The following is a 24,717-nucleotide window of genomic DNA, read 5'->3' as shown; positions in this document are numbered from 1 at the left end:
AAACTGGATGGAGGCCAACCGATACATCAACATGGACGACCTGCGCGAGCACAAGAAGCTCGCTCTGCGCCAAGCCGCATGACCAGCATCATGGCTGCCCCATTTTGCAGAACTTGACGCACACAACCTGCAATCGCTGGACGAGTTTGGCCGCAAGGCTAGTCGTCTCCATCAGTGTTATGACCGATACCAGGGAGGGCGCCTAGACCATAGCGTGAACTCATTGCCGTATGCTGGCAGTGCGAGGCAATTAACTGACTGCACAAGATGTAAGTGCATTCGTGGATCAAATTTCCAGATAGCCAAACAGCGCGCGTGTCTCGATTAGGTGGCAAGGAGTTGCGAAAGCTATGTTCGCAGTTTGAGAATCGTCCGATATGCCCCACAACGATGCCGGCAAGACGAGCCGAGGATGATCTGACGCAATGTTCAGATCCAAGAAGGACGGTTACCTGTGACCCAGAAAGGAATCACACTAAAGGACGTTGCCGCAGCGGCTAAGGTGTCGCGCGCCACGGCCGCCCGTGCGCTCAACAGCTACGGTTACGTTGGCGACGAGACGGCGCTCCGCGTGGTTGCGGCAGCCGAAAGGCTGGGCTATCGGGCCAACCTCGTCGCGCAGGCGCTGCGCAGCGGACAATTGCCGATCATAGGCTTCGTGCCCGGCGATATCCAGAATCCGTTCTTCGCCCGAATCGCGCACGACATAGAGGTGGAACTGCGCAAGCACCGCCACAATCTTCTGATTGCCAGCAGCGAGGAGAATGTAGAACAGGAGAAAGAACTGCTTGAGAGCCTTCGCTCGCTCAGCATTCGCGGCTTCATCCTTGCCCCAACGTCTGCAACCGACAGCCAGCATATTGTGCAACTGGCCCGCGAAGGCGCACCGATCGTGCTCATCGACCGCGTGGTAAAGGACCTGCAATGCGACAGCGTCGTCGTCGACAACGAGGGCGGGGCACGCGAGGCAGTGGACTATCTAGTTGGCAACGGTCACCACCGGATCGGTCTTTTGCGCGACGAGTCACGCATCTTTACGGCACAGGAACGCTTGGCTGGCTACCAAAACTCGCTCCACTCGCATGGGATCGCAATCGATGAAGCGCTCATCGGCGTATCGCGCTCGACCGTCGAGCACGCCATCGAAGCCACGATCCGCCTGTTCAGCCGGCGCAATCGCCCGACCGCACTGTTCACGGTGGACAGCCTCATGACGCAAGGCGCGCTTCTTGGCCTGCGTTCAATGGGGCTCTCGATTCCGCATGATGTGTCGGTGGTTGGCTTCGATGACTTCAACCTCGCCACGTTCACCGATCCGCAGATAACGGTCGTGGCGCAACCCATCTCCGAGATCGGACCGCTCGCCGCCAGATATCTGCTGGAGCGGCTTGCCGGCAAAAAGGTTGCACCGCGCCGTACCCGATTTCAGACCCGCTTGATCGTACGCGGATCGGTTGCCCGGCGCGCTGTGCGCTAAAGAGCAAACCCCTCGATTTCGGAGAATTTCGTCTAAAGGACTTGCCATTGGCGAAATTGCGTGCCCATTATTGCTTGTGAGATCGATCTCACATCGGAAAAACGAGCTAGACGGCCCACCGACGCCTAAGGCGGGCTAGAGGCCTGTCACATGCGAAATACAAGGAAAACGTCATGCTGAACTTCGATAGGGACCGCTTCGTGAAGATCCAAAGCGGGGCCGTCGCCGTCGCAGGTGAGGTTCGCTCACTCATGCGCACACTGCTGGCAGATGGCGTCGAGCGGCTGTTTTTCATGGGCACCGGCGGCGTGCAGCTTCTAACCTTGCCCGCGATCGAGTTGGCGCAGCGCTGTTCTACCTTCCCGGTGAGCGGTGCCTATCCGGCGCAGGTCGTGATCGATCCGCCCGCCGGTCTCGACAGCAAGGCCGTGGTGGTCATCCCGTCCTTGTCGGGCACGACCAAGGAAGGCGTCGAGCTCATGGCCTTTCTGAAAAAACGTGGTGTGCGCACGATTTCGCTCACCGGCCATTCGGATACGCCAATCGCACGGGAGGCTGACCACAATTTCACGAACTTCGCCGAAGACGACACCTCGTCGGAATCCTTCTACCTGCAGACGCTGCTGATCGTCCTGGCCCTGCTGGAAGAGCGCGGCGAATATGATGATTTTGATGGCACTGTCGCCGAACTCAAACTGCTGCCGGATCTGCTTGCCGACGCCAAGGCTGCCTTTGAGGACAGGGCGGCCGAACTGGCCCAGACAATCAAGGACGATACCTATCACATCTTCACCGGCGCCGGCTCGGTGTGGCCGGAGGCACACTATTACGGCATGTGCATCCTCGAAGAGATGCAGTGGATTCGCACCCGCCCGGTGCACGCCGCCGACTTCTTCCACGGTACGCTCGAGTTGGTCGAGCCGGGCGTCAGCGTTTTCGTGTTCAAGGGCGAAGATGCCCTTCGGCCCCTGGCCGACCGGGTCGAGAACTTCGCCAGGCGCTACACGGACCGCGTTCGCACGCTGGACGCGGCCTCGGTCAAGTTGCCGGGCATCTCCGCAAAGGTCCGCGGCATGATCTCGCCGGTTCTGCTCGCCACCTTGCTCGAGCGGCTGAGCGCCCATCTCGAGGTGCTGCGCAACCACCCGCTGACCACCCGTCGCTACTACAAACGCGTGGAATATTGATCCCCTCTTACCTCTGAAGGAGCTATCCATGAAACGTTCGCTGCAAGTCGTGGCGGTCACGGTGGCCGCGGTATCATCATTGGGGTTGTCGATAAGCGGCAGTTCCGCCGCTTCGCCGGCTGTCACGGCCGACCCAAACGCCAAGGTGGAATACACCGGCACGCTTTCGGTCCTGACCAAGTTCGGGCTGCAACAGCTGTCGCCCTATTTCGTCAACCTGGCACAGGCCTATGAGAAGCTCCATCCGGATGTGAAGGTCGAACTTATCCAGGAGAGCGACGACAGCGTGAAGGGCAAGACCAAGACGCTGGTCGCTTCCAACTCGCTGCCCGATATCTATTTCTCCTGGACAGGCAGCTGGGGTGGCAATTTCGTGCGCGGCAATCGCGCCGTTGATCTCACGCCCGTCATTGCTGCCGATACCGAGTGGGGCAAGTCGCTGTCTCCAGCCGCCGTCAAGGCGTTCCAGTACAACGGCAAGTTCTATGGCATTCCGCTTTACCAGGATGCCAAGTTCATGGGCTACAACAAGCAGATCTTCGCCAAGCTCAGCCTCAAGGCACCCGCCACTTTCGAGGACTTGCTGACCAGCTGCGACGCCATCCGCAAATCCGGCGTGACACCGATCTCCTTCGGCAACAAGGAGGCTTGGCCGGCGATCCACTTTGCAGGCCAGCTGCTCGCCTACAACGTGCCGCAGGCAACGCTGGAACGCGACTTCGATCCGGCCACCGCCCAATACAGCGATCCAGGCTATGTCGCAGCACTCAAGCAGTTCAGCCAGCTTGTCGAGCGCTGCACCGATGGCGCCGGCGTCAACGGCACATCCTATGCCTCGGCTCTCCAGGCCTTCACCAACGCCCAGTCGGCCATGTACTACCAGGAAATCATCGAGTTCGATCAGGCCGCCACGCCGGAGTCGGCGTTAAAGCCCGCCGATTTCGGATTCTTCCGGCTGCCGGTGCCCGCCGGCGCCAAGGGTGACGCCAAGTCGATCGAGGGCGCGCCGGAGGGCTACATGATCAATGCGGCATCGAAGAACATCCCGCTGGCGATCGATTTCATGAAGTTCGTGACCTCGAAGGAAAATGCGCAGGTCTTGTCTGCGCCACCCTATGGCCAGCCGAGCGCCACCATCGGCGGCGCCTCGGAATCGAACATGAGCGCGGCTGTGGTCGATGGCCTCAAGGATATCAACGCCGCCTCATACCTCATGCCCTGGCTGGATACGGCCAACCCACCGCGCGTCGCCGCCGTCTGGCTGTCCAGCCTGCAGGCGCTGGCGGGCGGCTCGATGACGCCCGAGCAAGTGATGGACGAGGTGCGCAAAGCCGCATCCGCGGCCAAATAAAGCAGGCGAGCATGGCAAGGGCCTCGGACACAGTGGACAGCGGCGCCGACATCGGCGTCGCCAGGCCGCAACGGCCAAAGAGCCGGCGGGCCTGCTTCGCCAACCTGTTGTCGTTGCGATGGGCGGCGATCGCGCTCATCCTCATCGGCTGGTTCGTCTATTATCCGATCGTCGACAATTTCATCGTCAGCACCACCGACCAGGACATCTACACCGGCGAGGTCACCAATGTCGGCCTCGCCAACTACGACCGGCTGCTGCATGACCCGGTCGTGCTGCTGGCGCTGTGGAACAACTGCCTCTACGCTCTCATCTCCGTCATCTTCCAGGTCTTCGGCGCGTTCCTGCTGGCGGCCATTATCGAGGACCTGAAAAGCGAAAGCTGGCGCCGGCTGTGGCGCGCCGTCTATTTCGTGCCGTCGGCAATCTCGATCACGGTGACCGGCCTGCTGTTTTATTTCATCTACCAGCCGCAGATCGGCTTGCTGGATGCCGCGCTCAGCCGTGTTGGACTGAGCCAGCTCGTCATGCCTTGGCTCGGCAATGAGCACACCGCCATCTATGCCATCATCGCCATGAGCCAATGGCAGGGTTTTGGCTATTCGACGCTGCTGTTCGCCATCGCCATCCAGAAGATCCCGCGCGACCTCTACGATGCCGCAACGATCGACGGCGCGGGTCCTCTTCGCCGCCTGTGGAGCATCACCTTTCCGCTGACCCGGGAAATGACGGGGTTGATGATCATCGTCACCATCACGGGCGCGTTCCAGGTGTTCAACGAGGTCATGGTGATGACCGCAGGCGGGCCCAACAACAGCAGCCAGGTGCTGGGCACGTGGCTCTACCAGAAGGCCTTCATCGAGGACAATTTCGGCTATGGCGCGGCGATCGCCGCCGTCATCTTCATGTTGACCATGCTCACAGGTGCGGCACAGCTCTGGTACACCAAGCGCCGCCGGGTGCAGCTATGAGTGCGATGGTCGCAGCCGGTCGCAGCCGGCACGTCAATGTGTGGTCGGTCATCGCCAGGACGTTGCTCTATTCATTCCTGGTCTGCCTTGGTGTCGTCGTCATCTATCCGCTGATCTGGATGGCGCTGAGCGGCTTCAAGGACAATGCGCAGATCTTCGGCGATCCCTTCGCCCTGCCCACCCATTGGTCGTGGAACAATTACGTGCAAGCGTGGAACCAGGGCGTGCGTGGCTACGTGACAGTCTCGGTGCTGGTGACCGTCGCTTCGGCCATATGCACCGTGCTGATCAGCGCCTGGACGGCTTTCGGCCTGACCCGCACCAAGATGCCGGCAAAGCCGCTGGTTATCGCCATCGTTCTGGGCGGCTTGATGCTGAGCCCCACGGTGGCGATCATTCCACTGGTGAAGATGTTGCAGGCGCTCGGTCTCTACAACACCTACTGGGCGCTGATCATTCTCTACACGGCGTTCCGTGTGCCGTTCACCACCTTCCTCATCCGCGCCTACATGCTGGATCTGCCTGAAGACATCGACGAGGCGGCGACGATGGATGGCGCCAGCGAGGGTCAGATCTTCTGGCGCATCACCTTGCCGCTGTGCCGGCCGATCATCATTTCCTGCGTCATCCTGCACGTCCTGTTCGCCTGGAACGAATATCTCTTCGCCATGATCTTCACGAGCGGCTCGGATGTGCAGACGCTGCCGGTCGGACTGACGTCGATCATGGCAACCCACGGGACCAACTATGCCGTGGTGTTCGCGGCCATGACGATCTCGGCGCTGCCTATCGTGATCGTGTTCTTTGCCGCACAACGCTACTTCATCCGTGGCTTGGCCGAAGGCATCGGCAAATAACAATTCCCGAAAGGAGCCTTCATGCCGCAGCTCGCTGCTCATCAGCTGATCGGAGCCAATTTCAGCTTCCAGCACTTCCCCTTCGATGAGGTCGCCAGGACGATCCGAGGCTTTGGCCTGCTCGAGATCGAGCTGTGGGGGATTGCCCAGCATCTGGACCTGTTCCACGCCACGGACGCACGTGTCGAATCCATTCGCCGGGTACTCGCCGACAACGAGCTGTCGGCTTGGTGCTTTACGCCTGAGCAGGTGTTGTATCCAATCAACATCGCCTCAGGCGACGCCGCACTGCGCCAGGACAGCATCGAGCGGTTTTGCCGTGCAGCCGACATCTGCGCGGCGCTTGGCGCCCGCTATCTCTTCCTGACGCCCGGCCGGGGCTACGAGAGCGAACCCCGGCAACCGGCATGGGACCGCGCGGTCGGTTCGATCGGCGAGATCGCCCGGCGCGCCGCCGCAAACGGGGTGCGCTGCCTGCTCGAGCCGTTGCAGCGGTTCGAGAGCAACCTCGTCAATAATGCGGCAGGCCTGCGCCAAATGCTGGATGAGGTGGGCGCCGGCAACGTCGATGTCGTGCTCGACACTGTCGCCATGGCCACGGCCGGCGACACCGTGGCCGGCTATGTCGACCTGTTCGGCTCGCGGCTGGCGCATGTTCATCTGGTCGACGGCACGCCAGGCGGGCATCTGGTGTGGGGGGAGGGCACGCTGCCGCTCGACCACTATGTCAGCGAACTCGCGCGCCTCGGCTATGCCGGTAAGTTCACCTTCGAGCCGTTCGGCAACGGCTCCTACGCGCTCGATCCGGTAAAAGCCTGGACACGCTGCCTTGGCGCCATCGCGCCGTATATCGATCGCGCAACGGTGCCGGCATGAGGTCGAAGAAGCTTATCGCGGTCGGGGACAATTGCCTTGATGCCTATTTGACCAACAACTTGATGACGGTGGGCGGCAACGCCTTGAATGTCGCGGCGCAATGGCGGCGCAACGGCTGGTCCGCGCGCTATTTCGGCGCCGTCGGGAACGATCCCGAAGGCGACGTGGTGCTTGCCGAGCTGGCAGGTGCCGGCCTATCCCCCGACGACGTCGAACGGCGTCCCGGCGATACGGCCGTCACCTTGCTGCGCGATGAATCCGGCGACCGGAAGTTCCTGCACGAATCCTTCGGTGTGGGCGAAAACTTCATGCCGCTGCCCGCGCATTATGCGGTCATCGCCGCGGCCGACTGGGTGCATCTCGGCACCAACGCCAACAAGCACCTTGTCCAACGATTGGTGGCGGACCATGTGCCGTTCAGCATCGATCTATCGACCGCCCATATGGCGCTGCCGCTCGATGGTGTCCCGCTTTTGTTTGCGTCCGGACCGGACGATGTCGATGTTCCCATCGAGCCATCGCTGGGCGCGCTCAGGGCGGCCGGCGCAAGGCAGGTAGTTTTGACCTGTGGTCGACGCGGCTCCTACTTCGACGATGGCACGAATGTCGTGCATGCGCCGGCGACGCTTGTCGATGTCGTGGATACGTGTGGCGCCGGCGACAGTTTCATTGCCACTTTCCTCGCCGGCTTCCATTTCGGCGGCCTCGGCGCCCTGGAGGCATTGCACAGGGCGTCGATCGCGGCGGCGCAGACCTGCACCCATCTTGGCGGGTTTCCCCAGAGACCGCGTCCGATACCCGATTGGCTGCCAGCCAAATATGCCAGCTTCATTGTCGATGCGCAGGGAGCCCAAGCGTGAGTACAATTCGTTTGCGGCAGCCTGCGGTCGCGCTTGCATCTGACCGGTCGTTTTGGCTGCAGGACATTGCCGCCGCCCCCGCAACCGAGCCATTGCGAGGCGACGAGCGCGCCGACGTGGTGATCGTCGGTGGCGGCTATACCGGTCTGTGGACGGCGCTGCGGATCCTTGAGCTGGCGCCGCAAACGCGGGTGGTCATCCTTGAAGCCGATCTGTGCGGATCGGGGGCCTCGGGGCGCAACGGCGGTCAGGTCCATTCATGGTTCGCCGAAATCGACCAGATCAGTGCGGTCGTCGGTCTCGAGGAAGCGCGCCTGCTGTGCGCCGACACGGTGGCATCGATCGCGGAGCTGAAGACGCTGCAGCAAAACGGCACCATAGACATGGACCTGAGGCTGGACGGATGGTTGTGGACAGCAAGCTCCATTGCGCAGGAAGGCGCTTGGGAGACCGCCGTGGCCTTGACGGCGGCTGTTGGAGAAAACCGTTTCAGCCCGCTGACAGCCGAGGACATTCAACGCCGCACCGGTTCATCGGCCTCCTATGTCGGCGTGGTCGAGACCACTGCCGGCACGGTCCATCCCGCCAAACTTGCCATCGGATTGCGCAAGTTGGCACTGGCACGCAGCGTCATCATCCATGAGCGCAGCCCGGTCCTCGCCATCGAACCCGGCATGACATGCACGGTGCGCACGGCGCATGGCGCGGTACGGGCTGACAAAATCGTGCTTGCCGCCAACGCCTGGCTTTCCGCGCTGCCGGAACTGCGGCGGCATCTTTATGTGGTCGGCAGCGAGGTGATTGCCACTGCCGCCGTTCCCGAACTGCTCGACAGCATCGGTTGGCGCGACGGTGCCTCGATCTGCGATTCCCAGGCCCAGGTGCTCTACTACCAGCGCACCATCGGGGGCAGGGTGGTCTTCGGTCGTGGCAGCGGCAACGTCGCCTTCAGTGGAAATTTCGGCGCCAGCTTCAACCGCAGCCCGGAGCACGGCCGCGACAATATGCGAGAGCTGCATCGGGTCTACCCGTCGCTGCGCGGTGTGGCGATCGAATATGACTGGTCGGGGCCGATCGACTGCGTGCCTGAACACGTTCCTGTCTTCGACCACCTGCGCGATCATCCCAATATCTTCTACGGCATGGGATTTAATGGCACCGGCATCGCGCAGACGCCGATAGCCGGACGCATTCTGGCGAGCCTGGTGCTCGAGCGAAAGGATCGCTGGAGCGAAAGCGGTCTGGTCGGCATCGAGCGGCGCATGTCGCTGCCGCCCGAGCCTTTGCGTTATCTCGGCGCCAGACTTGTCCGCGCCGCGGTGCGCCGCAAGAACGAGGCCGAGATCCGCAACCGCAAGGCCGGCAGGATCAGCAGTCTTTTGGCGGCCCTGAAGCCAGGCAGGCGCAAGAAGTAGCCGGGCCTCTGGCTCATCGTCACGCTCTTCAAACCATGAGCCGGCACGTGCCGTCCCGATGACGGTGGACGCGGCATTGCGATCAGGGTGTTTGCTGGGTTGATCGACGTACATTCTTAAAGCGGAGTGCGTCGACCTTGTTCTAACGTATTCATGTGGGCCGTACCGCCGCCAGGCCTATGCTTGGCGCACTTGCGGCTTTCCATCCGAGGGCGGGCCAACGGATCCGCGTGCAATGATGGCGGTCGGCAAAACGAGCCTTTCCGCCGGGCGGGAATCTCCCTTCAATCGCCGGATGAGCAATTCCGCGACGCTCTTGCCAAGCGCGTAGACGGGCTGGTCGATAACGGTGATGGGCGGCGTGGTGACGCTCGTCCAGTCCGCATCATGGAAAGTGATGAGCGAAATGTCGTCGGGAACCCGCAGGCCGCGCTCGCGGGTCACCTTGAAGATCTCCAGCGCAATGACGCTGTCGGAGGCGAGGATCGCCGTCGGCCGATCCGGCGCCGACAGCATCTCGCCGGCAACCCTGCGCGTTTCGGTGGGGCTTGTCGCGCCAAGGCGAACAAAGCGTTCTGGCCGATCAAGTCCGGCCTCTCGGCACACGGTGAGGAAACCGTCGATGCGCTCACGGACCGACGAGGTGTAGATCTGCCCGAGATCGCGGTACTCGTGCCCTTCGGCGTCGACCGCGGTCACATAGGCGATGTTGCGGTGGCCGGCATCGGCTAGAAAGCGGGTCGCCAGCATGGCGATGCCGCGATCGTCGGTCGTGACCGTATCGACATCCAGATCTGCCAGCGCCCTATCCAGCAGGGCAAGCGGTCGGCCCGAGCGGTGGATATCGCGCAGGTGCGCGATGTCGCGCGATTCCGACGGCGTGACGATCAGCCCGTCGACGCGCTTGCCGATGAGCAGTTTCACGGCCGCCTTTTCCGCCTCGATCTTCTCGCCGGAATTGGCCAGGATGACGTTGAACCCGGCTGCCTTTGCCGCGTCGCTGATGCCGCGTACCGCGAGGCTGAAGAACGGGTTCTCGATGTCGCCGACAACCACGCCGATGATGCCGGAGCGGCCGGTCGTCATGCTGCGGGCGAGCTCGTTCGCACGATAGTCCAAGGCCTTGGCCGCGGCCATGACTTCCGCGCGGATCATGTCGCTGACGACGCCGTATCCGCCGAGCACGCGCGCGGCTGTCGCTTTCGAAACATTGGCCGCACGGGCGACGTCGCTGACCGTTATCGACGGGGTCTTGCGGGCGGTTCTTTTCATCGGATGACGACTACAAGAGTTGTTGACGGGAGGTCAACGTGGCGATAACGATTAGCAAAGAGACCGGTCTCACACAAGATGAGACCGGTCTCTTTAGAAGGAGTGGAGCCGAGAGGCGTGACGGACCGTGATTTCGGCAAGGGCATGTCGGGGAGCCAGATGGCGGCTCGACGGAAATACCAAGAAGAACAGACCTTCAGAGTGGAGAAAGACATGAGCAGCAAAGAAATTCTCAAGTCGTTGATGTGCCCGGTCAGAACCGGCGCAATGGCTCTTATGGCGATGTGCGTCGGCGCCGGGCTGGTTTCAGGAGCGGCCGCCGCGGATGACAATCCCTATGGCCTCATTGATGCGAAGGTCATCAGCGTCGGGACCATGGGCGATGCCAAACCCTACGCTTTCACCCAGGCCGATGGGTCGTTCACCGGCTTCGACATCGAATTGTTCCGCAACGTCGCGAGCCGCCTTGGATTCAAGCCCGACCAGGTGACCTTCACCGGCCAGGAATTCTCGGCGCTGATGCCTTCCGTTGCAAACGAGCGCTTCGATGTCGCGGTCGCGGCAATCGGCACGACGGAAGCACGCAAAAAGACCGTCGACTTTTCCGACGGGTATATCGCAGGCTATCTCTCCGTGCTTACCGCCGACAAGGCGATCACGGCGGCGGACGGGCTCAAGGGCAAACGTCTCGGCGTCGTACAAGGCACGCTCCAGGAAATCTACGCGGCGAAGAATTTTGTCGGAACCGATCTCGTCAAATTCCCCGACAACAACTCCGCCGTTTCGGCGCTTAACAACGGAACCGTGGATGCCCACTTCCTCGATTACGAGGCCGCCAAGGACTATGGCCTTCGCTACCCGAACCTGAAGATCGCGGTCAATATTCCTTCCTTTGACGCGCCGGCCGGCCTTGTCCTGCGCAAGGGCAACGACAAGCTCCGCAATGCGCTGAACACCGCCCTTCACGCGGCCATGCAGGACGGCACCTGGAAGACGCTTTATGAAAAGTGGTTCCCCGGCTCGCCGATGCCCGACCAGTATCTTCCCAAGAAGTAGACCGTACCGGCCGCTGGCTTTCATGCTGGCGGCCGGATTACGCCTCCGTCCTTGATGCGGACGATGTGAATAGCGCAACCAAAAGGGGGGCGAATGAACTGGCTCGAAAACCTGCGGCGCAGTTTCCTCGACTGGCAGGCCATGGCGGACGTGCTGCCCAGCATGATCACCATCGGATTGAAGAACACCTTGATCCTCGCGGCCGCGTCGACGGTACTGGGTGTCATCCTCGGCATGATCCTGGCGGTCATGGGCATCTCGCAATCGCGCTGGCTGCGCATTCCGGCGCGGGTCTACACGGATATATTCCGTGGGCTGCCGGCGATCGTCACCATCCTGCTGATAGGCCAGGGCTTTGCCCGCATCGGCCGTGAAATCTTCGGCCCTTCGCCCTTTCCGCTCGGCATTCTTGCGCTGAGCCTGATCGCCGGCGCCTATATCGGCGAAATATTCCGCTCGGGCATCCAGAGCGTCGAGCGCGGGCAGATGGAGGCCTGCAGGGCGCTCAGCATGAGCTACGGCCAAGGCATGCGCCTGATCGTGATCCCGCAAGGCATCCGCCGCGTCTTGCCGGCCCTCGTCAACCAGTTCATCGGCAACGTCAAGGATTCAAGCCTTGTCTACTTCCTCGGTCTGCTCGCCTCGGAGCGCGAGATCTTCCGTGTCGGTCAGGACCAGGCAGTGGTCACCGGAAATCTCTCGCCATTGCTTCTGGCCGGCGTGTTCTATCTCGTCATCACCGTGCCGTTGACCCATGTGGTCAACTACATCGACAACTCGCTGCGGGTCGGAAAGCAAAAGGCAGGCCTCGTCATCAGCGGCCTGGCCGAAGTGAGCGAACTGGAGGGCGCCACCGGCAGTGCACTTTCGGAGGCCGGCTCTGATGCCCGCTCAGCGCTGCCCCGCTTCAAGGGCGGCAGTCTCGCCATTACCGATCTCGACATGGCCTATGGCGACCTCGATGTTCTCAAAGGCGTCAGCCTGGCAGTCAAGCCTGGCACGGTCACATGCGTGATCGGCCCATCAGGTTCGGGCAAGTCGACCCTGCTGCGCTGCCTCAACCGCCTGGTCGAGCCCAAGGGCGGTGAGGTGTTGCTCGATGGTGCGAGCATCCTGGCGATGAAGCCTGAAAAACTGCGCCGGCGTGTCGGCATGGTTTTCCAGCAGTTCAATCTGTTTCCCGACCACACCGCGCTCGAAAACGTCATGCTGTCGCTGACCAAGGTAAAGGGGCTCCCTGTACAGGAAGCTGAGCGCATCGCCGAGGCGCGCCTTGCCGACGTCGGGCTTGCGACCCGCAAACACCATCGTCCAGGGAGCCTTTCCGGTGGCCAGCAGCAGCGTGTGGCAATCGCTCGTGCATTGGCGATGGACCCGGAGGTCATCTTGTTCGATGAGGTAACGAGCGCACTCGATCCAGAACTGGTGAAGGGTGTGCTCAACCTCATGGCGGATCTCGGCCGGCGCGGCATGACAATGGTCGTGGTGACGCATGAAATGGGCTTCGCCCGCAAGGTCGCCGATCAGGTCGTCTTCATGGATGAAGGCCGCATCATCGAGGCCGGCACGCCTGCCGCGATTTTCGACACGCCGAAAAGCCCGCGTCTGAAGCACTTCCTTGCCGAAGTGCTTTGATCACGCATGAGCCCTTCAAGACGGCCGCCCAAACCAACCTCCACCAGTGAAAGATATCTCATGGCTGCATCACATCAGGTTTCCAAGGTCGTTGTTGTCGGCGGCGGCATTTTTGGCGTCTCCTCGGCCGTTCATCTTGCAAGGCTCGGCATCGAGACCGTGCTGGTCAATGATGGACCGCTCGCCAAGGGAGCTTCCGGCCGCTCGCTCGCCTGGATCAATTCGGCGCGCAGGCGCTCGGCTGAATATCATCGCCTGCGCATGATCGGTATCGACCGCTACCGCAGTTTGTCGGCGCGATGCCCGGATGCCGCCTGGCTGCGTTTCGACGGTGGCCTGACGTGGGATGCGGACGATGCCTCAAACGAGATCGCCGATGTCTTCGCTCACGAAAAACGTCTCGGCTATGATGCGCAGCATCTGTCCGCGGACGCCATAAGGTTGGTCACGCCGGGTGTCTGCGCAAGCGCTGTCACGCCTCAAGGCGCGATCTTCAACGCGGGCGAGGGCTGGGTCGACCTGCCGTCGCTGATCGAAATATTGATCGCGGAATTCGTGGAGCGGGGCGGCCAGGTGGTCACCGAGGCCGGAAGCGCTACCGTCACCGTCGCCAACGGCCGGGCCACCGGCGTCACCACCACCAGCGGGATCAGCTTCGCCGCCAACGCGGTGCTTCTGGCGACCGGTGCGGATGTGCCGCGAATGGTCGCCGTGGCCGGTCAGCGTATTGCCGATGGGACACCAATCGCGCTGCTGGTCAGGACCAAGCCAGTCGACTTGCCTCTACGCGCCGTGCTCAACACGCCGCGCGTCGCCATCCGGCCGACGCCTGATGGCGCCCTCGCGCTCGATTCTGCCTGGTCGGAAGAAGAGGTGGTAGTCAATCCGGACGGGACTTATCGCGTAAAAGCATCGACCATCCAGGGCCTTCTCGACGAAGCGTCGAATGTTCTCGACGGTCATCCGAAATTGGAATTGGAGAGCTACGGTGTCGGGCCCAAGCCAATCCCCGGAGACGGCGAGCCGGTCTTCGGCCAGTTGCGGGAGATCGAGGGGTATTACGTCGCCTTCAGCCACAGCGGCGCAACACTTGGCTTGATTGCCGGCGAACTGCTTGCAACCGAGATCGCCACCGGAACAGAGCACCCACTCCTTGCAAGCTTTCGACCGTCTCGATTTTCACTTTAGCCCGCCGATTCGCCTCGGAATGGGATGTAATGTGGCATGCCTGGAGTTTCGCTAGCCGAGACGGCGGCCGCCTGGCCGCTTACGCGCACCGAACCTGACACCGGAACATTTTCTCCACGTTGAAGTTGGACAGCGCCAGGACCGTCTTTCGTCCAAGCTCAACCAGCGCTGAGAAATTCCATGACCAACCAACACCCCAAGACTAAACAGCCCACGGACAAGGATCTGCGAGACAACCCGGGAATCGGCACCTCGAAGGGCGCGGTCAAGGGCGGCGATATGCTCGACGAGAGCGATGCTCTCGATGGGGACAATACGTTCGAAGGCGATGTCGAGAACGACGTCACGCCTCAGGGCGGCATCAACCCTGACCAGACCGGACGCACGAACAAGTAGGAGGCACCTTGCCATGGCCGGCCGGAAGACCCACGAGCAGCAGCTGCGCATCATCGAAAAGCGCGAGAACTCCAGCAATGCCGGCGACGATTTCAATGCCGAGGATGAGCTGAAGAGATCCAAGCAGGAGCGCGAGGCGCGGCAAGACGGCGCCAATCTACGCGACGAGGGCGTGGAATTGACCGACAAGGACGATCGCCAGATGATCCGCGGCGAAAACCAGGAGAGCGAGCACCACAAGCGCAGGCAGGACGACTAAGCCTGCCGTCTTTTTAAAGCTATCGAGGAGCCATGCCAGACTACCGGCACGCCAGGCACCGCATGGTCGAAGCGCACATCGCCCGCCGCGGTGTGCGCGACGAACGAGTCCTTTCGCCACTGAGGCGGAATCCCGCGCGGGAAATTCGTCGACGAGGGGTGCGAGGAGTTCGCCTATGGGGACGGTGCGGGCGGCGTTGCGCTCTGGCTATAGGGACCTGCGAAGACGCGACCTGAACATCGGCCAGCTCTGCCGCGAGCGCTTTTGGCGATCAGGCAGCCTCGGCCACTACGTGCAATCCTCGGCCTCGCAGCAGTTCGATGCCTTCGTCTGGTTCGATCGCACCTCGCCTGTTCAGCCGCTAACTGCCGAACACGCCTCATCGAGGGTAATACCTGACACGTTTCCCTTGGGCACCTGAGTAGGCGGCATTGCCTTCGGGCACGGAACATCTCACCGACTTTCTGGTTAGGCAGGCCGGATGAAGGGAGCTTTGCGCATGGCCACTAATTTGGAAGACGGCAAGACCGCTCAATCTTCCGACCAGTTGCATGGCGGCAATCGCGGCGGCAACAAAGACCAGCGTAAGACTGACAAGACCGCGAACAAGAGCAGCCAGGCGGCGGGATCCGCATCGCGGTAAGGACTGAGACATGCCGACCGCCGCGGACATCCTCATCGAGACGCTGATCGACTGGAACGTCGATATCATCTTTGGCCTGCCGGGCGACGGCATCAATGGCATCATGGAGGCGCTGCGCGGGCGGCAGGACCGCATCCGCTTCATTCAGGTGCGGCACGAGGAATCCGCGGCGTTCATGGCGTGCGCCTACTCAAAATGGACAGGCAAGCTCGGTGTCTGCCTCGCAACTTCCGGCCCTGGCGGCACACACCTCCTGACGGGACTCTACGATGCCAAGCTCGACCAAGCGCCGGTGCTCGCCATTACCGGCATGCAGTTCCACGACCTTATCGAGACCTTCACCCAGCAGGATGTCGACTTGACGCGCGTCTTCAGCGATGTCGCCGTCTTCAACGCGCAGGTCTCCGACGCGGCGCATATGGAAAGCCTGGCCGGTCTCGCCTGCAGGTCGGCGCTGGCACGTCGCGGCGTTGCGCATCTGTCGATCGCCAGCGATGTGCAGGAGCACACGCTCGACCAAGCCAAGCGCTCGAAGCGCAACAAACCGTCGCATACGCCGGATCGTTGGTTCGAAGGAAGCAGGCTTCCCGACGAAGAACAACTTGCGAAAGCCGCCGAGATCCTGAACGGGGCGACAAAGGTCGCGATCCTCGCCGGTCGGGGCGCGCTTGGTGCCAGGCACGAGTTGGAAGAGACGGCGGAGCTGCTTGGTGCCCCCGTCGCAAAGGCCTTGCTCGGTAAGGCTGCCTTGCCCGACGATCACCCGCTGACGACCGGCGGCATCGGGATTCTCGGCACGCTGCCGTCGCAGGAAATCATGGAGGAATGTGACGCGCTGCTCGTCGTCGGCTCGACCTTTCCCTACATCGAATACTACCCGAAGCCGGGACAGGCGCGCGGGGTGCAGATCGAGCGCGACCCGCAGCGCATCGGCCTGCGCTATCCCATTGAGGCCGGCCTTGCCGGCGATGCCGCCGTGACGCTGCGACTGCTGAACAAGCGCCTGAAGCGCAAGGATGATCGCAGCTTCCTCGAGAAGGCGCAGGCGGGCATGCGACGCTGGCGCGAGATGATGGCGCAGTCGGAGCAAAAGGCCGCCACTTCGCTCAAGCCCCAGGTGGTCACACGCGCATTTGGGAAACGATTGCCCGATGATGCGATCCTGGTTGCCGATTCCGGCCAGAACACCGAGATGGCGGCCCGCCATATCGAGCTGCGTGACGGGCAGGCCTTCGGCGTCTCGGGCGCGCTGGCCTCGATGGCATGCGGACTGCCCTATGCGATCGCCGCGGGCCTGGCCTTTCCCGGCCGGCCGGTCTTCGCGGTCGTCGGCGACGGCGGTCTCGCGATGCAACTCGGCGAGTTCTCGACGGCAGTTCGGTACCGGGTCCCACTCAAGGTGCTCGTGCTCAAGAACGGCATGCTCAATCAGATCGCCTGGGAGCAGATGATGTTCCTCGGCAACCCGCAATTCGCCTGCGAACTCCAGCCCATCGACTTCGCCATGGCCGCCGAAGCCATGGGCGGCATTGGTTACAGCGTCTCTCGCGCCGAGGAGGTGGAAGGTGTTCTCGACGCTGCCCTGGCTGCTGAGGGTCCGGTGGTCATCGAGGCCGTGGTCGACCCGTACGAACCGATGATGCCACCGAAGATGCCACCGGATTATGCGAAAAATTTCCGCAAGGCGCTACCGGACACTCCCGGACGCGCGGAAATCGAGGCGAATGTGGCGCAAGAGCCGCTGAGGTCGATGATTACCGCCGGCGAGAAAGACTGACGACACGCAAGAAGGAGCACGAGTTGAACAAGACCGACAGCGGCACCGCAAATCGCAGTTCGCCGGACCTCATGGGCGGCGACCAAGCGTGCAAGGCCGAGGAATGGGGCGGTGGCTCGAAAGCCGCCAAGGGACCGATCACGGAACCGGATCGACACAACCGCAACTCCAGCCAAAAAAGGAGCTGACATGCAGGATGCCCAGCAGAAATATCCTCGGCCGCCGCTTCCCGAACAGCAGCAGGACATGCCCGGCTACACCGACGAGATGGATCCACGGCCCGACCACGGAGAGGAGAGCTATCGCGGCAGCGGTAAGCTGATGGACCGCGTCGCGCTGATCACCGGCGCGGACTCGGGCATCGGCCGGGCGGTGGCTATCGCGTTTGCACGCGAAGGCGCCGACGTCATGATCTCCTATCTTGAAGAGGACGAAGATGCGCAGGAGACGGCGCGCTTGGTCGAGGAAGCGGGGCGCAAGGCGGTGCTCGCACGCGGCGACATCTCGGACGAAATCTTCGCGCGGTCGCTTGTGCAGCGAGCTATCGATGAATGCGGGCGCCTGGACATCCTCGTCAACAATGCAGCCCACCAGGCGTCGTTCGAGAAGCTGGAGGACATCAGCGCGGAGGAATGGGATCTCACCTTTCGCACCAATGTCTATGCGATGTTCTATCTGTCCCAGGAAGCAGTGAAGCACATGGAACCCGGCTCGACCATCATCAACACATCCTCAATCAACGCGACCAGTCCCTCGCCGGCACTGCTTGCCTACGCCACTACCAAAGGAGCGATCGCCAACTTCACCGCCGGACTTGCAGGACTGGTAGCTGAACGCGGCATTCGGGTAAACGCGGTCGCTCCCGGGCCGATTTGGACGCCGCTGATCCCGTCGACAATGCCCTCTGAGAAGGTCAAGGAGTTCGGGAAGAACACACCGCTCAAGCGTCCCGGGCAACCGGCAGAGCTTGCAGCGACCTATGTGCTGCTTGCCTCGGAAGGATCGAGCTACACCACCGGCGCACTCTACGAGGTCACCGGTGGACGGCCGATGCTTTGAGCGAGCGTACCTGCCAGCTCCACGGCGCCCACTCCCGGTAGCACACCGACATGTGGCGAGGCTCATGCGCGATCAGGATCGCGGACAACCGCCACGTCCGCAAACTGGTCGAGGCGGATGCCGAAGCCTCCCACCAGACCCTGAACCGGAGGTTGGTAGACGGGAAGCTGACTTCACTCCGGGTTCAACCGGAGCGTCAGCTTTCGGGGAGGGGCAAACGCTGGGTGAATGTCCCCGATAGGCGCATTGCAGCCATGCCGCCGTCGCGTTGTGAGACTGATTTGGCGACCAGCAAAACAGCAGCCTCTACGACTCGTCCCTCTCATCGCGCAAATTAGACACAACGCGGCGGTTCTGCGACCTGCAGGCGGAGTCGGGGCAGTCGCGGACCAGCCTGTCCTTGCCGTAGCCCTTGGCCCACATGCGGTTCCGGTCTATGCCGCCGGCGGCGAGGTAGTCCATCACCGCATCGGCGCGCTGCTGTGACAGCGCCGTTTCGCTTGCGCCGGGATCGTCGGCGAAACCCTGCAGCTTGAGCAGCCAGCGCGGATGCTTTGTCAACCAGGCGATCTGGGTGTCGAGGGTGGCCTTGGCGACAGAATCGAGCGCGGCCGAACCTTTCGTGAAGTAGGTGCGGCGGCCGACATTGAGGATAAAATCCTCCTCGCTGCCCGGCTGCACGTTCTGGAAGCCGGCAATCTCGGCGTTGGTGACGTCGGGCGTCGACGGGGCCAGCGTGTTGCTGGTCGAGCAGGATGTGGCCACAACCAGCAGGCCGGCGGCGAGCAGCCGGCGCGTGTTTTCAATCATGCGGTTCATGATGCGCCAATCATTCGACAGTGGTGGAAGCGGGCGCCTGGTCGGCGATGTGCGGCAGGACCTCCACCGCGGTGCCGATCGGGCACCGCTGGTAGAGGTCGATGATGTCTTCGGGGAACATGCGGATGCAGCCGCTGGAAGCGTCGGTGCCGATGCTCCATGGCTCCAGCGTGCCATGCAGGCGGTAGCCGATGTCGGCGCCGTCGCGGTACAGATAGAGCGCGCGCGGCCCGAGCGGATTGTTGGACGCGCCGCCTGCGATCATGGGCGGCAGGTCCGGTTTGCGCTCACGCATTTCGGGGGGCGGGACCCATTGCGGCCACAGCGCGCGGCGATCGATCGTCGCGCGGCCGTACCATTTGAAGCCTTCCTTGCCGACGCCGACGCCGTAGCGGATGGCAGTCTTGTTTTCCATGATGAGGTAGAGGAAGTGGTGGCGGGTATCGACCACGACGGTGCCGACCGGCTCGCTGCTGAAATACTTGACGATCTGGCGATGCCATCTCTTGTCGATCTTGGCGAAGTTGGTCTTGCGATAGACGAAATCGTTATCGCTGGCGGTACCGGCGAAAAAGGATTTTGCCCCCGCGGCTTGAACAATATTGCTGGTTCCACCGACCGCGACCAGCGCCAGACCGCCGAGCACGACACCCCTGCGTGATAAAACCATCGGCAATCCCCCATGCCTTAAGCCTGGCGAACCATAGTTGAGAATGATTCCGGCTCAAAGTGGAAAATGCTGCAGTGGGTGGGCCGCAAGCGGTCTGTCCGCTTGACGGCAAAATAGCGGCTGCCCGCCGGCTCACGCCGGCGGGCTTTTTTGTGCGGACGGGAACATCCTCGCTCCAAGGGTGTTTTGTCACACCCGGCTCGTTCTTCATCGGTCGTGCCGGTGACCAAGATGTCCCCTCATTCATCATGGTCGGCCCGCGCAGCCTTGACCGCACGCGCGGGCCATCCCATCACAAGGCCCGCTGGCTCACGCTGGCGGGTTTTTCCGCGTCCATGCGCCGACACTCATCTTCGCATGCCTGTCACAACGAGCCAGGCGGATTCCAGTATCCGCACGCGGCGAGGAGGACTTGCGACATGCCTCGCTGCGGGATTTTCGCGATGAGTCTACCTGGCTCCCGCTGAACGCCATGGCCTGACCACCGGGCGCGTTGGACGACCTTCAAGTCGAAAAAGCCCGCGGCAATCGCACCTTAGGCGAAGAGGCTTTGCTTTGTTGATGCAGTTGTCATCGCATCAATCGTGGGTAGCAACGCGGTTGTTGCGTGTTGTTGGAGAGATGGGGTTTCCCGAAAAGAATGAACATGCGCAGACAAAAGAAGCGAGCAGGATGGCCGTGAGTACATCTGCCAAATATCTATTACCTCATATGCGCTCGCTCCTCGGAAGGCGATCCCGCCACCCTCTCGACAGTGAAGATGGCGGGATCTCAACCGGCGACAAGGGACTTCGATCGACGGTGGGTTTCCAATTCGGCGTCCGGCTGCGTGTTCCGCCGTTCGGGCTTCTTCCAACCGCAATCAGACGCAAGTCCTATCCCATAAGACTGATGGCCAAATTCGGAACATCCGCTGAAGCATTGCGTTCGGCAGCGTGAAACCCCAAGGCAAAGGATGACTAATCATGTCGAATTGCGAGACTGCAAAATCACATTCGTTAGGAAATCGCGTGGCTGATCTCACAGCCAAGATGCGTGAAGCGCAGATTGACGCGGGTGAAATGATGGCCTTCCACAAGGTTGCAACTATGTTGGAGGACAGCCAAGGACGTATCAATGGCGACGACTTGATCGCCGCATCCTTCGTTCTGCTGGAAGACCGAGCGCCCGAGTGACCTTGCGTTGGTCGGCTTCGATCGTTCCTCGATCAGCAATGCGAAGCCTTTTTTGTCACGGCTGGCGTCTCGCGGGACTGCGGGAATAGCTCAAGCCTAAAGGTGCTGGCCGGGCGCCTAACAGCCAAGAGACACCGCTTCGGGATCGGCCGCCACGCGCCCGCTTTGTCCGAGGGAGGGCATTCCCTTTGAAGACAGCTACGGCGTGTCCTCGCTATCAGTGCCATGCATGCTGGAGCCATGCATGAAGGACTGGATCTCGTTCACATCGATCTTGCCATCACCATTCTCGTCAACGCTACTGAACATCCTGCCCACCGCGCGTTGAACCTCGTCCTCGGACACCGATCCGTCGCCATCGGTGTCCAACAGCCCGAACATCAGTCGCATGCCGGCACCGCGCATCATCTGATGATGCCAGCGTCCAGCCATTCTGTGTCCACGATCGCGGTCACCGTGGTTCTGCCAACGGTCGCCATCTTCATCGTGGCGGTCAGCATCCTCGTTGCGATCGCCTTGATAGTTGCGACTATCTTCCTCGCGGAAACCCTCTTCGGAACCGCGATCCTGCTGCAGTCGGTCACGGACAGCTTGCTCAACCATCTGGCGGATCATTTCGCGTGTTGGTCCATCCGCTTGTCCGGTCGCATCCGGCAACTGTCCGGCGGTCGGCGGTTCGGTTGCCGGAGCGGGTGCAGGTTTCGAGGGTGATGGTGTTCCGCTTGTCTGGGCGAGTGCGGGGGAGGTCAGGGCAATGAAAACGGCGGCCGCGGCCGTCGTGCTGTGTGGAAATCTCATGGCATGCTCCATCAGTGCTTTCGCTTGAAGGCCAAACTGGAGCTCGATGTGATTGTTCCCCGAAGGGATCAGGTCACGGCGAAGTTACTGAGGCATGCCCCCGTCTGAGGTAGATCAGGGTCTTCGCCAGGGAATAATTCGGCTCCTCTTCCCTAGGCACAAGAGGAACCGGCGCCCATTTTTGCGGGCAATGAACGTTGGACATTCGGCCTCGCCAATTTTCTGCCAGTCGATCATACCGACGCACCAATTCCCTCTGCGTCCTCTCCTTTCGTGGGACGGAAGCCGTTTCGACCGCACGCCGTCAATCGCGAATCCCGCGTCCATATGCTGCGCGGCCATGATGCATATTTTTTATGTCACGGACCTCTGTCCGTCTGGACACCATGTTAGCCAGCGCTAAATCAGAGCAATGCGACGCCTCCTGCTGGGACTTACAGTTTTTCTCTTTTGGACCACGTTGCTTCAGGCCGAGGCGTGGCAGCCCTTCGGCGTCCGACAGCTTGGCTTTAGTTTCGATATTCCTCCGAATTTCGTCCTGACCCAGAATTCGGAGCAGGGCGCGGCTTTTCAGGGCCCAAGAGACGCGTTTCTGGTCGTTTGGGGCGCGCGACTGGGCAAAGCAAGTTTTCGCGCCGAGATCGAACATCGCATGATCGAGGACGAAAAGGCCGGTTGGCGACTGACCTATCGGCGCCTAGCCCCGAAATGGGCCAGCTACTCCGGGGTCAAGAATGGCGAGATTCGCTACGTCCGTGCAATTATGGTCTGCAACCAGCGTGCCGCGCTTTTCACAATGAATTATCGGAAATCCGAAAAGAAACCGTATGACCCTGTTGTTGTGCGCATGGTCCGGTCCCTGAGAGCGGAAGGATGTTAGCCAGCAAAGAGCGAGGTTGCCGTACTGTGCTTCCCTCGGCTAAGGGCCAGTGGTCAACCCGGCTCCCCAATAGCCTCGCCCAGTCACATGAAAGCAGGCACCGGCAGATATGCAGCCGAACGTTCTCACGCTGGCTCAGCCGCTCAAAGCCCATCACCGAAAAGCTGCTTAGTGCGGTCGCCAGCTAGAGCTACCACTGAGCCATTCCCGCTGCGGCTGGGTAGCGCCTCAGTTCCGTACGCGTTCATACCAAGAACGGGCGGGGCGAACGTCCTGATAGAGCTACGGCTGTAGAAGCGCGCCGCCAAACTGCGCCCACAAGCGCTCGCACTCTCTCGCCCTTAGGCTCGGGGTACCGGGCGCGCCATAGAAGACCATGGCGCCGCGAATGTCGTATCCAAGCACCGAGGCGTTGGCCACGAACTGGATGGCTCTTCCCAAGCTGGTGATGCCGATGTCGACCTCAGCTTTGTTGGTGAGGTCGACCACGCCTACTATTTCCGCATTGGCGCTCCTGCCCGCCAAAACGGCCGTCGACATCGCATCATGCACGGCAAGAAGCATTTCGGTGAGTTGCCCGGTGGAAGGGCTCTACAAACGCTTAAACGTCAGGTTTGTTCCCAACTGGCCCTGGCGGCTTTCCGACGACCAAGAATGCGACTGCGATTACGCGTATCAATAGAATCACTGCGAACAGGATTGCCATGATTTCCGCACTGTGTCGGATCACTCCGCGGCGAAGAAAACCCCGCAACATATCTCAGATAGCGGCGGGTGTTCGGCTGTAAGAACCAAACTGGGTCCCGCGGCCTCTCATGTGCGCGTAGGTGACATCGTCTGCTGGACCGAACGGTCAAGCCGAAGAGCCCAGTTCCTCTCGGCATCGAGCAGTTCATTCTGCTCAATCAAGCCGTTCATAAACAGCCTGAGTATATGCGCAGCTATGCGCTCTCCGTTCTGCGAAGCAAGAGGTAGGGCGCGCTCTTTGCAGACCGTGTGACAAACCTGGGCGAGCATCTCAATCTCGCTTGGCCCCAAAAACCGACCCGGATACAACATACCGTTTTCCTGTTGGAGAGTTGGAATGGCTATCCATTACGCAGGGTCACCGGCAGCCACAATCAACTATGATAGTGAGATGTCGAGTCCCGGTGGAAAAAACAGTGAAGTCCCAAAAGTGGTCGCGCTTGTCTCCGATTGACAGATGCCTCGACGCTACACCGACCAGCGCTACCGCACCCGCTTCATCGACGCGGCTTTGCAAAGGCCTATGACCAGTTCGCTACCAGCTGCCGGACCGCCCAGGCGAGCATGCCGCCGGCCCTCCCGAAGCGCGATGTGGATGAGGCAGCCTTTTCCGTATACATCCAGTTGTTACGTTGCGCATCTGCTTCGGTTCGAAAACTCGCCGCGAGCCTGGCGTGCTCGCGTGTCCGGGCCGAAACAGCCCACATGTTGATAACGACATCGATGAGGCTGCCGCCGACCTCGTTGGCATAGGATGCTTCCCGGCATGGGCATCGACCAATGCCCCGGGCCGACCAGCACGAACCTGCGGGGGCTTTCCCGGAACAAAGCGTCGACGATCCGGTTCGGCAGGAAGCGGCCAAAATTCATGCCATCGGAGATGCCGAGGCAGATGACAGATGAAAGGGAAGCTGAAGATGACGAAGTCTCGCGACCGCACCGTTCCCGGCGACGGCAAGATCGAAACCGGCCCGAACACATCTCCGCAACAGGATCCGGCAGAGGGGTCGCGCGAGACAATCGATCGCGAACTCGAGCGGACAGACGACGATAATAATTCCGACGAAGCGGAACGCTTGCGCCGAGACCTGCGGAAAGGGGTGGCGGAAGAGACCGAGCTTCCCGAACGCGGCTCGGCCTGAGGATCGCCGGAACCTTGCCAAGGCAAGAGACATGGAAGGCTCGACGCCGGTCGGATCGCTGCTTGCTTCGTGCCTTTAACGCACCGGCCACACAACCCATGCGCGGCGGTGACCCAGGAGACGGCGAGAACGGCCGCGCGACGGTCCACTCTGTTCCAGCAAACTCGGCTCGCCGAGAGCTACCACCTCTGGCGTTAGGGCCTGACG

The 24,717-nt window shown here is 61.5% G+C and carries 25 protein-coding genes; 20 read left to right on the top strand and 5 right to left on the bottom strand.

Annotated features, from left to right (window positions below):
- Positions 1–454 precede the first annotated feature (454 nt).
- The 8 genes from NKI15_RS17585 to NKI15_RS17550 all read left to right on the top strand — a co-directional run bounded on the left by NKI15_RS17585 (position 455) and on the right by NKI15_RS17550 (position 8,994).
- Positions 455–1,477, top strand: coding sequence for a LacI family DNA-binding transcriptional regulator (locus tag NKI15_RS17585; protein ID WP_023724728.1), 1,023 nt, complete (start codon positions 455–457; stop codon positions 1,475–1,477).
- Between the two features lie 173 nt (positions 1,478–1,650).
- Positions 1,651–2,664: an SIS domain-containing protein gene (locus NKI15_RS17580; protein WP_023686869.1), complete on the top strand. Its 1,014-nt coding sequence runs from the start codon at positions 1,651–1,653 to the stop codon at positions 2,662–2,664.
- A gap of 28 nt (positions 2,665–2,692) precedes the next feature.
- Complete coding sequence (locus NKI15_RS17575; RefSeq protein WP_023686870.1) at positions 2,693–4,015, top strand: ABC transporter substrate-binding protein; 1,323 nt, start codon at positions 2,693–2,695, stop codon at positions 4,013–4,015.
- Between the two features lie 11 nt (positions 4,016–4,026).
- Complete coding sequence (locus tag NKI15_RS17570; RefSeq protein ID WP_023682778.1) at positions 4,027–4,986, top strand: carbohydrate ABC transporter permease; 960 nt, start codon at positions 4,027–4,029, stop codon at positions 4,984–4,986.
- Entirely contained in the window at positions 4,983–5,843 is an 861-nt protein-coding gene (locus NKI15_RS17565; protein ID WP_023749045.1) for a carbohydrate ABC transporter permease, read from the top strand. The genes NKI15_RS17570 and NKI15_RS17565 overlap by 4 nt, the downstream gene beginning before the upstream one ends.
- 21 nt (positions 5,844–5,864) lie before the next feature.
- Positions 5,865–6,719, top strand: a complete 855-nt coding sequence (locus NKI15_RS17560) for a sugar phosphate isomerase/epimerase family protein (RefSeq protein WP_023749046.1) — start codon at positions 5,865–5,867, stop codon at positions 6,717–6,719.
- On the top strand, positions 6,716–7,579 hold the full coding sequence (locus NKI15_RS17555; protein ID WP_023749047.1) for a PfkB family carbohydrate kinase: 864 nt from the start codon (positions 6,716–6,718) through the stop codon (positions 7,577–7,579). Before NKI15_RS17560 ends, NKI15_RS17555 begins: the two co-directional genes overlap by 4 nt.
- On the top strand, positions 7,576–8,994 hold the full coding sequence (locus NKI15_RS17550) for an NAD(P)/FAD-dependent oxidoreductase (protein ID WP_023830434.1): 1,419 nt from the start codon (positions 7,576–7,578) through the stop codon (positions 8,992–8,994). The genes NKI15_RS17555 and NKI15_RS17550 overlap by 4 nt, the downstream gene beginning before the upstream one ends.
- Positions 8,995–9,171: 177 nt before the next feature.
- Here NKI15_RS17550 and NKI15_RS17545 read toward each other — a convergent pair whose 3' ends face one another.
- Positions 9,172–10,266 carry a LacI family DNA-binding transcriptional regulator gene (locus NKI15_RS17545; RefSeq protein ID WP_023751096.1) on the bottom strand — a complete coding sequence of 365 codons (1,095 nt, stop codon included), beginning with the start codon at positions 10,264–10,266 and terminating at the stop codon, positions 9,172–9,174.
- 213 nt (positions 10,267–10,479) lie between these two features.
- On the opposite strand from NKI15_RS17545, the gene NKI15_RS17540 reads away from it, so the two are divergent.
- From NKI15_RS17540 to NKI15_RS17500, 9 genes are all read left to right on the top strand, one after another.
- On the top strand, positions 10,480–11,322 hold the full coding sequence (locus NKI15_RS17540) for an ABC transporter substrate-binding protein (protein ID WP_031245644.1): 843 nt from the start codon (positions 10,480–10,482) through the stop codon (positions 11,320–11,322).
- 93 nt (positions 11,323–11,415) lie between these two features.
- On the top strand, positions 11,416–12,957 hold the full coding sequence (locus NKI15_RS17535; protein WP_023695154.1) for an amino acid ABC transporter permease/ATP-binding protein: 1,542 nt from the start codon (positions 11,416–11,418) through the stop codon (positions 12,955–12,957).
- A 60-nt stretch (positions 12,958–13,017) separates the two neighbouring features.
- Positions 13,018–14,145 carry an NAD(P)/FAD-dependent oxidoreductase gene (locus NKI15_RS17530; RefSeq protein ID WP_023695155.1) on the top strand — a complete coding sequence of 376 codons (1,128 nt, stop codon included), beginning with the start codon at positions 13,018–13,020 and terminating at the stop codon, positions 14,143–14,145.
- 180 nt (positions 14,146–14,325) lie between these two features.
- The gene (locus tag NKI15_RS17525; protein ID WP_023686879.1) at positions 14,326–14,541 is read left to right on the top strand and encodes a hypothetical protein; all 216 of its coding nucleotides are present in this window, start codon (positions 14,326–14,328) and stop codon (positions 14,539–14,541) included.
- A 13-nt stretch (positions 14,542–14,554) separates the two neighbouring features.
- The gene (locus NKI15_RS17520) at positions 14,555–14,800 is read left to right on the top strand and encodes a hypothetical protein (RefSeq protein ID WP_023686880.1); all 246 of its coding nucleotides are present in this window, start codon (positions 14,555–14,557) and stop codon (positions 14,798–14,800) included.
- A gap of 481 nt (positions 14,801–15,281) precedes the next feature.
- The gene (locus tag NKI15_RS17515) at positions 15,282–15,443 is read left to right on the top strand and encodes a hypothetical protein (protein WP_023695157.1); all 162 of its coding nucleotides are present in this window, start codon (positions 15,282–15,284) and stop codon (positions 15,441–15,443) included.
- Between the two features lie 10 nt (positions 15,444–15,453).
- On the top strand, positions 15,454–17,220 hold the full coding sequence (locus NKI15_RS17510) for a thiamine pyrophosphate-dependent enzyme (protein ID WP_023695158.1): 1,767 nt from the start codon (positions 15,454–15,456) through the stop codon (positions 17,218–17,220).
- Positions 17,221–17,243: 23 nt separating this feature from the next.
- On the top strand, positions 17,244–17,408 hold the full coding sequence (locus NKI15_RS17505) for a hypothetical protein (protein ID WP_023695159.1): 165 nt from the start codon (positions 17,244–17,246) through the stop codon (positions 17,406–17,408).
- A 1-nt stretch (position 17,409) separates the two neighbouring features.
- The gene (locus NKI15_RS17500; protein WP_023692305.1) at positions 17,410–18,279 is read left to right on the top strand and encodes an SDR family oxidoreductase; all 870 of its coding nucleotides are present in this window, start codon (positions 17,410–17,412) and stop codon (positions 18,277–18,279) included.
- A gap of 306 nt (positions 18,280–18,585) precedes the next feature.
- Here the strand turns inward: NKI15_RS17500 and NKI15_RS17495 are convergent, their stop codons facing one another.
- Both NKI15_RS17495 and NKI15_RS17490 read right to left on the bottom strand, forming a co-directional pair.
- Entirely contained in the window at positions 18,586–19,098 is a 513-nt protein-coding gene (locus NKI15_RS17495; protein ID WP_023667764.1) for an OmpA family protein, read from the bottom strand.
- Positions 19,099–19,108: 10 nt separating this feature from the next.
- A complete protein-coding gene (locus tag NKI15_RS17490) occupies positions 19,109–19,768 on the bottom strand; it encodes a L,D-transpeptidase (RefSeq protein ID WP_023682764.1) in 660 nt (219 codons plus the stop codon).
- Positions 19,769–20,778: 1,010 nt separating this feature from the next.
- Between NKI15_RS17490 and NKI15_RS17485 the strand changes: the two genes are divergently transcribed.
- Positions 20,779–20,943 (top strand): hypothetical protein, encoded by a 165-nt coding sequence (locus NKI15_RS17485; protein WP_023667766.1) that lies wholly within the window; start codon positions 20,779–20,781, stop codon positions 20,941–20,943.
- 198 nt (positions 20,944–21,141) lie between these two features.
- Here the strand turns inward: NKI15_RS17485 and NKI15_RS17480 are convergent, their stop codons facing one another.
- Positions 21,142–21,753, bottom strand: a complete 612-nt coding sequence (locus NKI15_RS17480; RefSeq protein ID WP_245263685.1) for an EF-hand domain-containing protein — start codon at positions 21,751–21,753, stop codon at positions 21,142–21,144.
- 400 nt (positions 21,754–22,153) lie between these two features.
- Between NKI15_RS17480 and NKI15_RS17475 the strand changes: the two genes are divergently transcribed.
- The gene (locus tag NKI15_RS17475) at positions 22,154–22,621 is read left to right on the top strand and encodes a hypothetical protein (protein WP_023667769.1); all 468 of its coding nucleotides are present in this window, start codon (positions 22,154–22,156) and stop codon (positions 22,619–22,621) included.
- Positions 22,622–22,903: 282 nt separating this feature from the next.
- Here the strand turns inward: NKI15_RS17475 and NKI15_RS17470 are convergent, their stop codons facing one another.
- Positions 22,904–23,161 (bottom strand): hypothetical protein, encoded by a 258-nt coding sequence (locus NKI15_RS17470; protein ID WP_245260390.1) that lies wholly within the window; start codon positions 23,159–23,161, stop codon positions 22,904–22,906.
- Positions 23,162–24,285: 1,124 nt separating this feature from the next.
- On the opposite strand from NKI15_RS17470, the gene NKI15_RS17465 reads away from it, so the two are divergent.
- Positions 24,286–24,510, top strand: a complete 225-nt coding sequence (locus NKI15_RS17465) for a hypothetical protein (protein ID WP_155922421.1) — start codon at positions 24,286–24,288, stop codon at positions 24,508–24,510.
- The last annotated feature ends 207 nt before the right edge of the window (positions 24,511–24,717 follow it).

Origin of the sequence: Mesorhizobium sp. M0862 (genome assembly GCF_040319795.1) — a bacterium.
In the GTDB taxonomy this organism is placed as follows: domain Bacteria; phylum Pseudomonadota; class Alphaproteobacteria; order Rhizobiales; family Rhizobiaceae; genus Mesorhizobium.
The sequence above is the reverse complement of the archived record's forward strand: the minus strand, read 5'-3'. Positions and strand labels throughout refer to the sequence as shown.

Coding starts and splice junctions, on each gene's coding strand:
- NKI15_RS17570 (WP_023682778.1), top strand. CDS start 4,027: ATGGCAAGGGCCTCGGACACAGTGGACAGCGGCGCCGACATCGGCGTC.
- NKI15_RS17495 (WP_023667764.1), bottom strand. CDS start 19,098: ATGAACCGCATGATTGAAAACACGCGCCGGCTGCTCGCCGCCGGCCTG.
- NKI15_RS17475 (WP_023667769.1), top strand. CDS start 22,154: ATGCGACGCCTCCTGCTGGGACTTACAGTTTTTCTCTTTTGGACCACG.
- NKI15_RS17465 (WP_155922421.1), top strand. CDS start 24,286: ATGACGAAGTCTCGCGACCGCACCGTTCCCGGCGACGGCAAGATCGAA.
- NKI15_RS17580 (WP_023686869.1), top strand. CDS start 1,651: ATGCTGAACTTCGATAGGGACCGCTTCGTGAAGATCCAAAGCGGGGCC.
- NKI15_RS17515 (WP_023695157.1), top strand. CDS start 15,282: ATGAAGGGAGCTTTGCGCATGGCCACTAATTTGGAAGACGGCAAGACC.
- NKI15_RS17560 (WP_023749046.1), top strand. CDS start 5,865: ATGCCGCAGCTCGCTGCTCATCAGCTGATCGGAGCCAATTTCAGCTTC.
- NKI15_RS17490 (WP_023682764.1), bottom strand. CDS start 19,768: ATGGTTTTATCACGCAGGGGTGTCGTGCTCGGCGGTCTGGCGCTGGTC.
- NKI15_RS17540 (WP_031245644.1), top strand. CDS start 10,480: ATGAGCAGCAAAGAAATTCTCAAGTCGTTGATGTGCCCGGTCAGAACC.
- NKI15_RS17480 (WP_245263685.1), bottom strand. CDS start 21,753: ATGGAGCATGCCATGAGATTTCCACACAGCACGACGGCCGCGGCCGCC.
- NKI15_RS17545 (WP_023751096.1), bottom strand. CDS start 10,266: ATGAAAAGAACCGCCCGCAAGACCCCGTCGATAACGGTCAGCGACGTC.
- NKI15_RS17525 (WP_023686879.1), top strand. CDS start 14,326: ATGACCAACCAACACCCCAAGACTAAACAGCCCACGGACAAGGATCTG.
- NKI15_RS17575 (WP_023686870.1), top strand. CDS start 2,693: ATGAAACGTTCGCTGCAAGTCGTGGCGGTCACGGTGGCCGCGGTATCA.
- NKI15_RS17520 (WP_023686880.1), top strand. CDS start 14,555: ATGGCCGGCCGGAAGACCCACGAGCAGCAGCTGCGCATCATCGAAAAG.
- NKI15_RS17510 (WP_023695158.1), top strand. CDS start 15,454: ATGCCGACCGCCGCGGACATCCTCATCGAGACGCTGATCGACTGGAAC.
- NKI15_RS17500 (WP_023692305.1), top strand. CDS start 17,410: ATGCAGGATGCCCAGCAGAAATATCCTCGGCCGCCGCTTCCCGAACAG.
- NKI15_RS17535 (WP_023695154.1), top strand. CDS start 11,416: ATGAACTGGCTCGAAAACCTGCGGCGCAGTTTCCTCGACTGGCAGGCC.
- NKI15_RS17565 (WP_023749045.1), top strand. CDS start 4,983: ATGAGTGCGATGGTCGCAGCCGGTCGCAGCCGGCACGTCAATGTGTGG.
- NKI15_RS17530 (WP_023695155.1), top strand. CDS start 13,018: ATGGCTGCATCACATCAGGTTTCCAAGGTCGTTGTTGTCGGCGGCGGC.
- NKI15_RS17555 (WP_023749047.1), top strand. CDS start 6,716: ATGAGGTCGAAGAAGCTTATCGCGGTCGGGGACAATTGCCTTGATGCC.
- NKI15_RS17470 (WP_245260390.1), bottom strand. CDS start 23,161: ATGTCGACGGCCGTTTTGGCGGGCAGGAGCGCCAATGCGGAAATAGTA.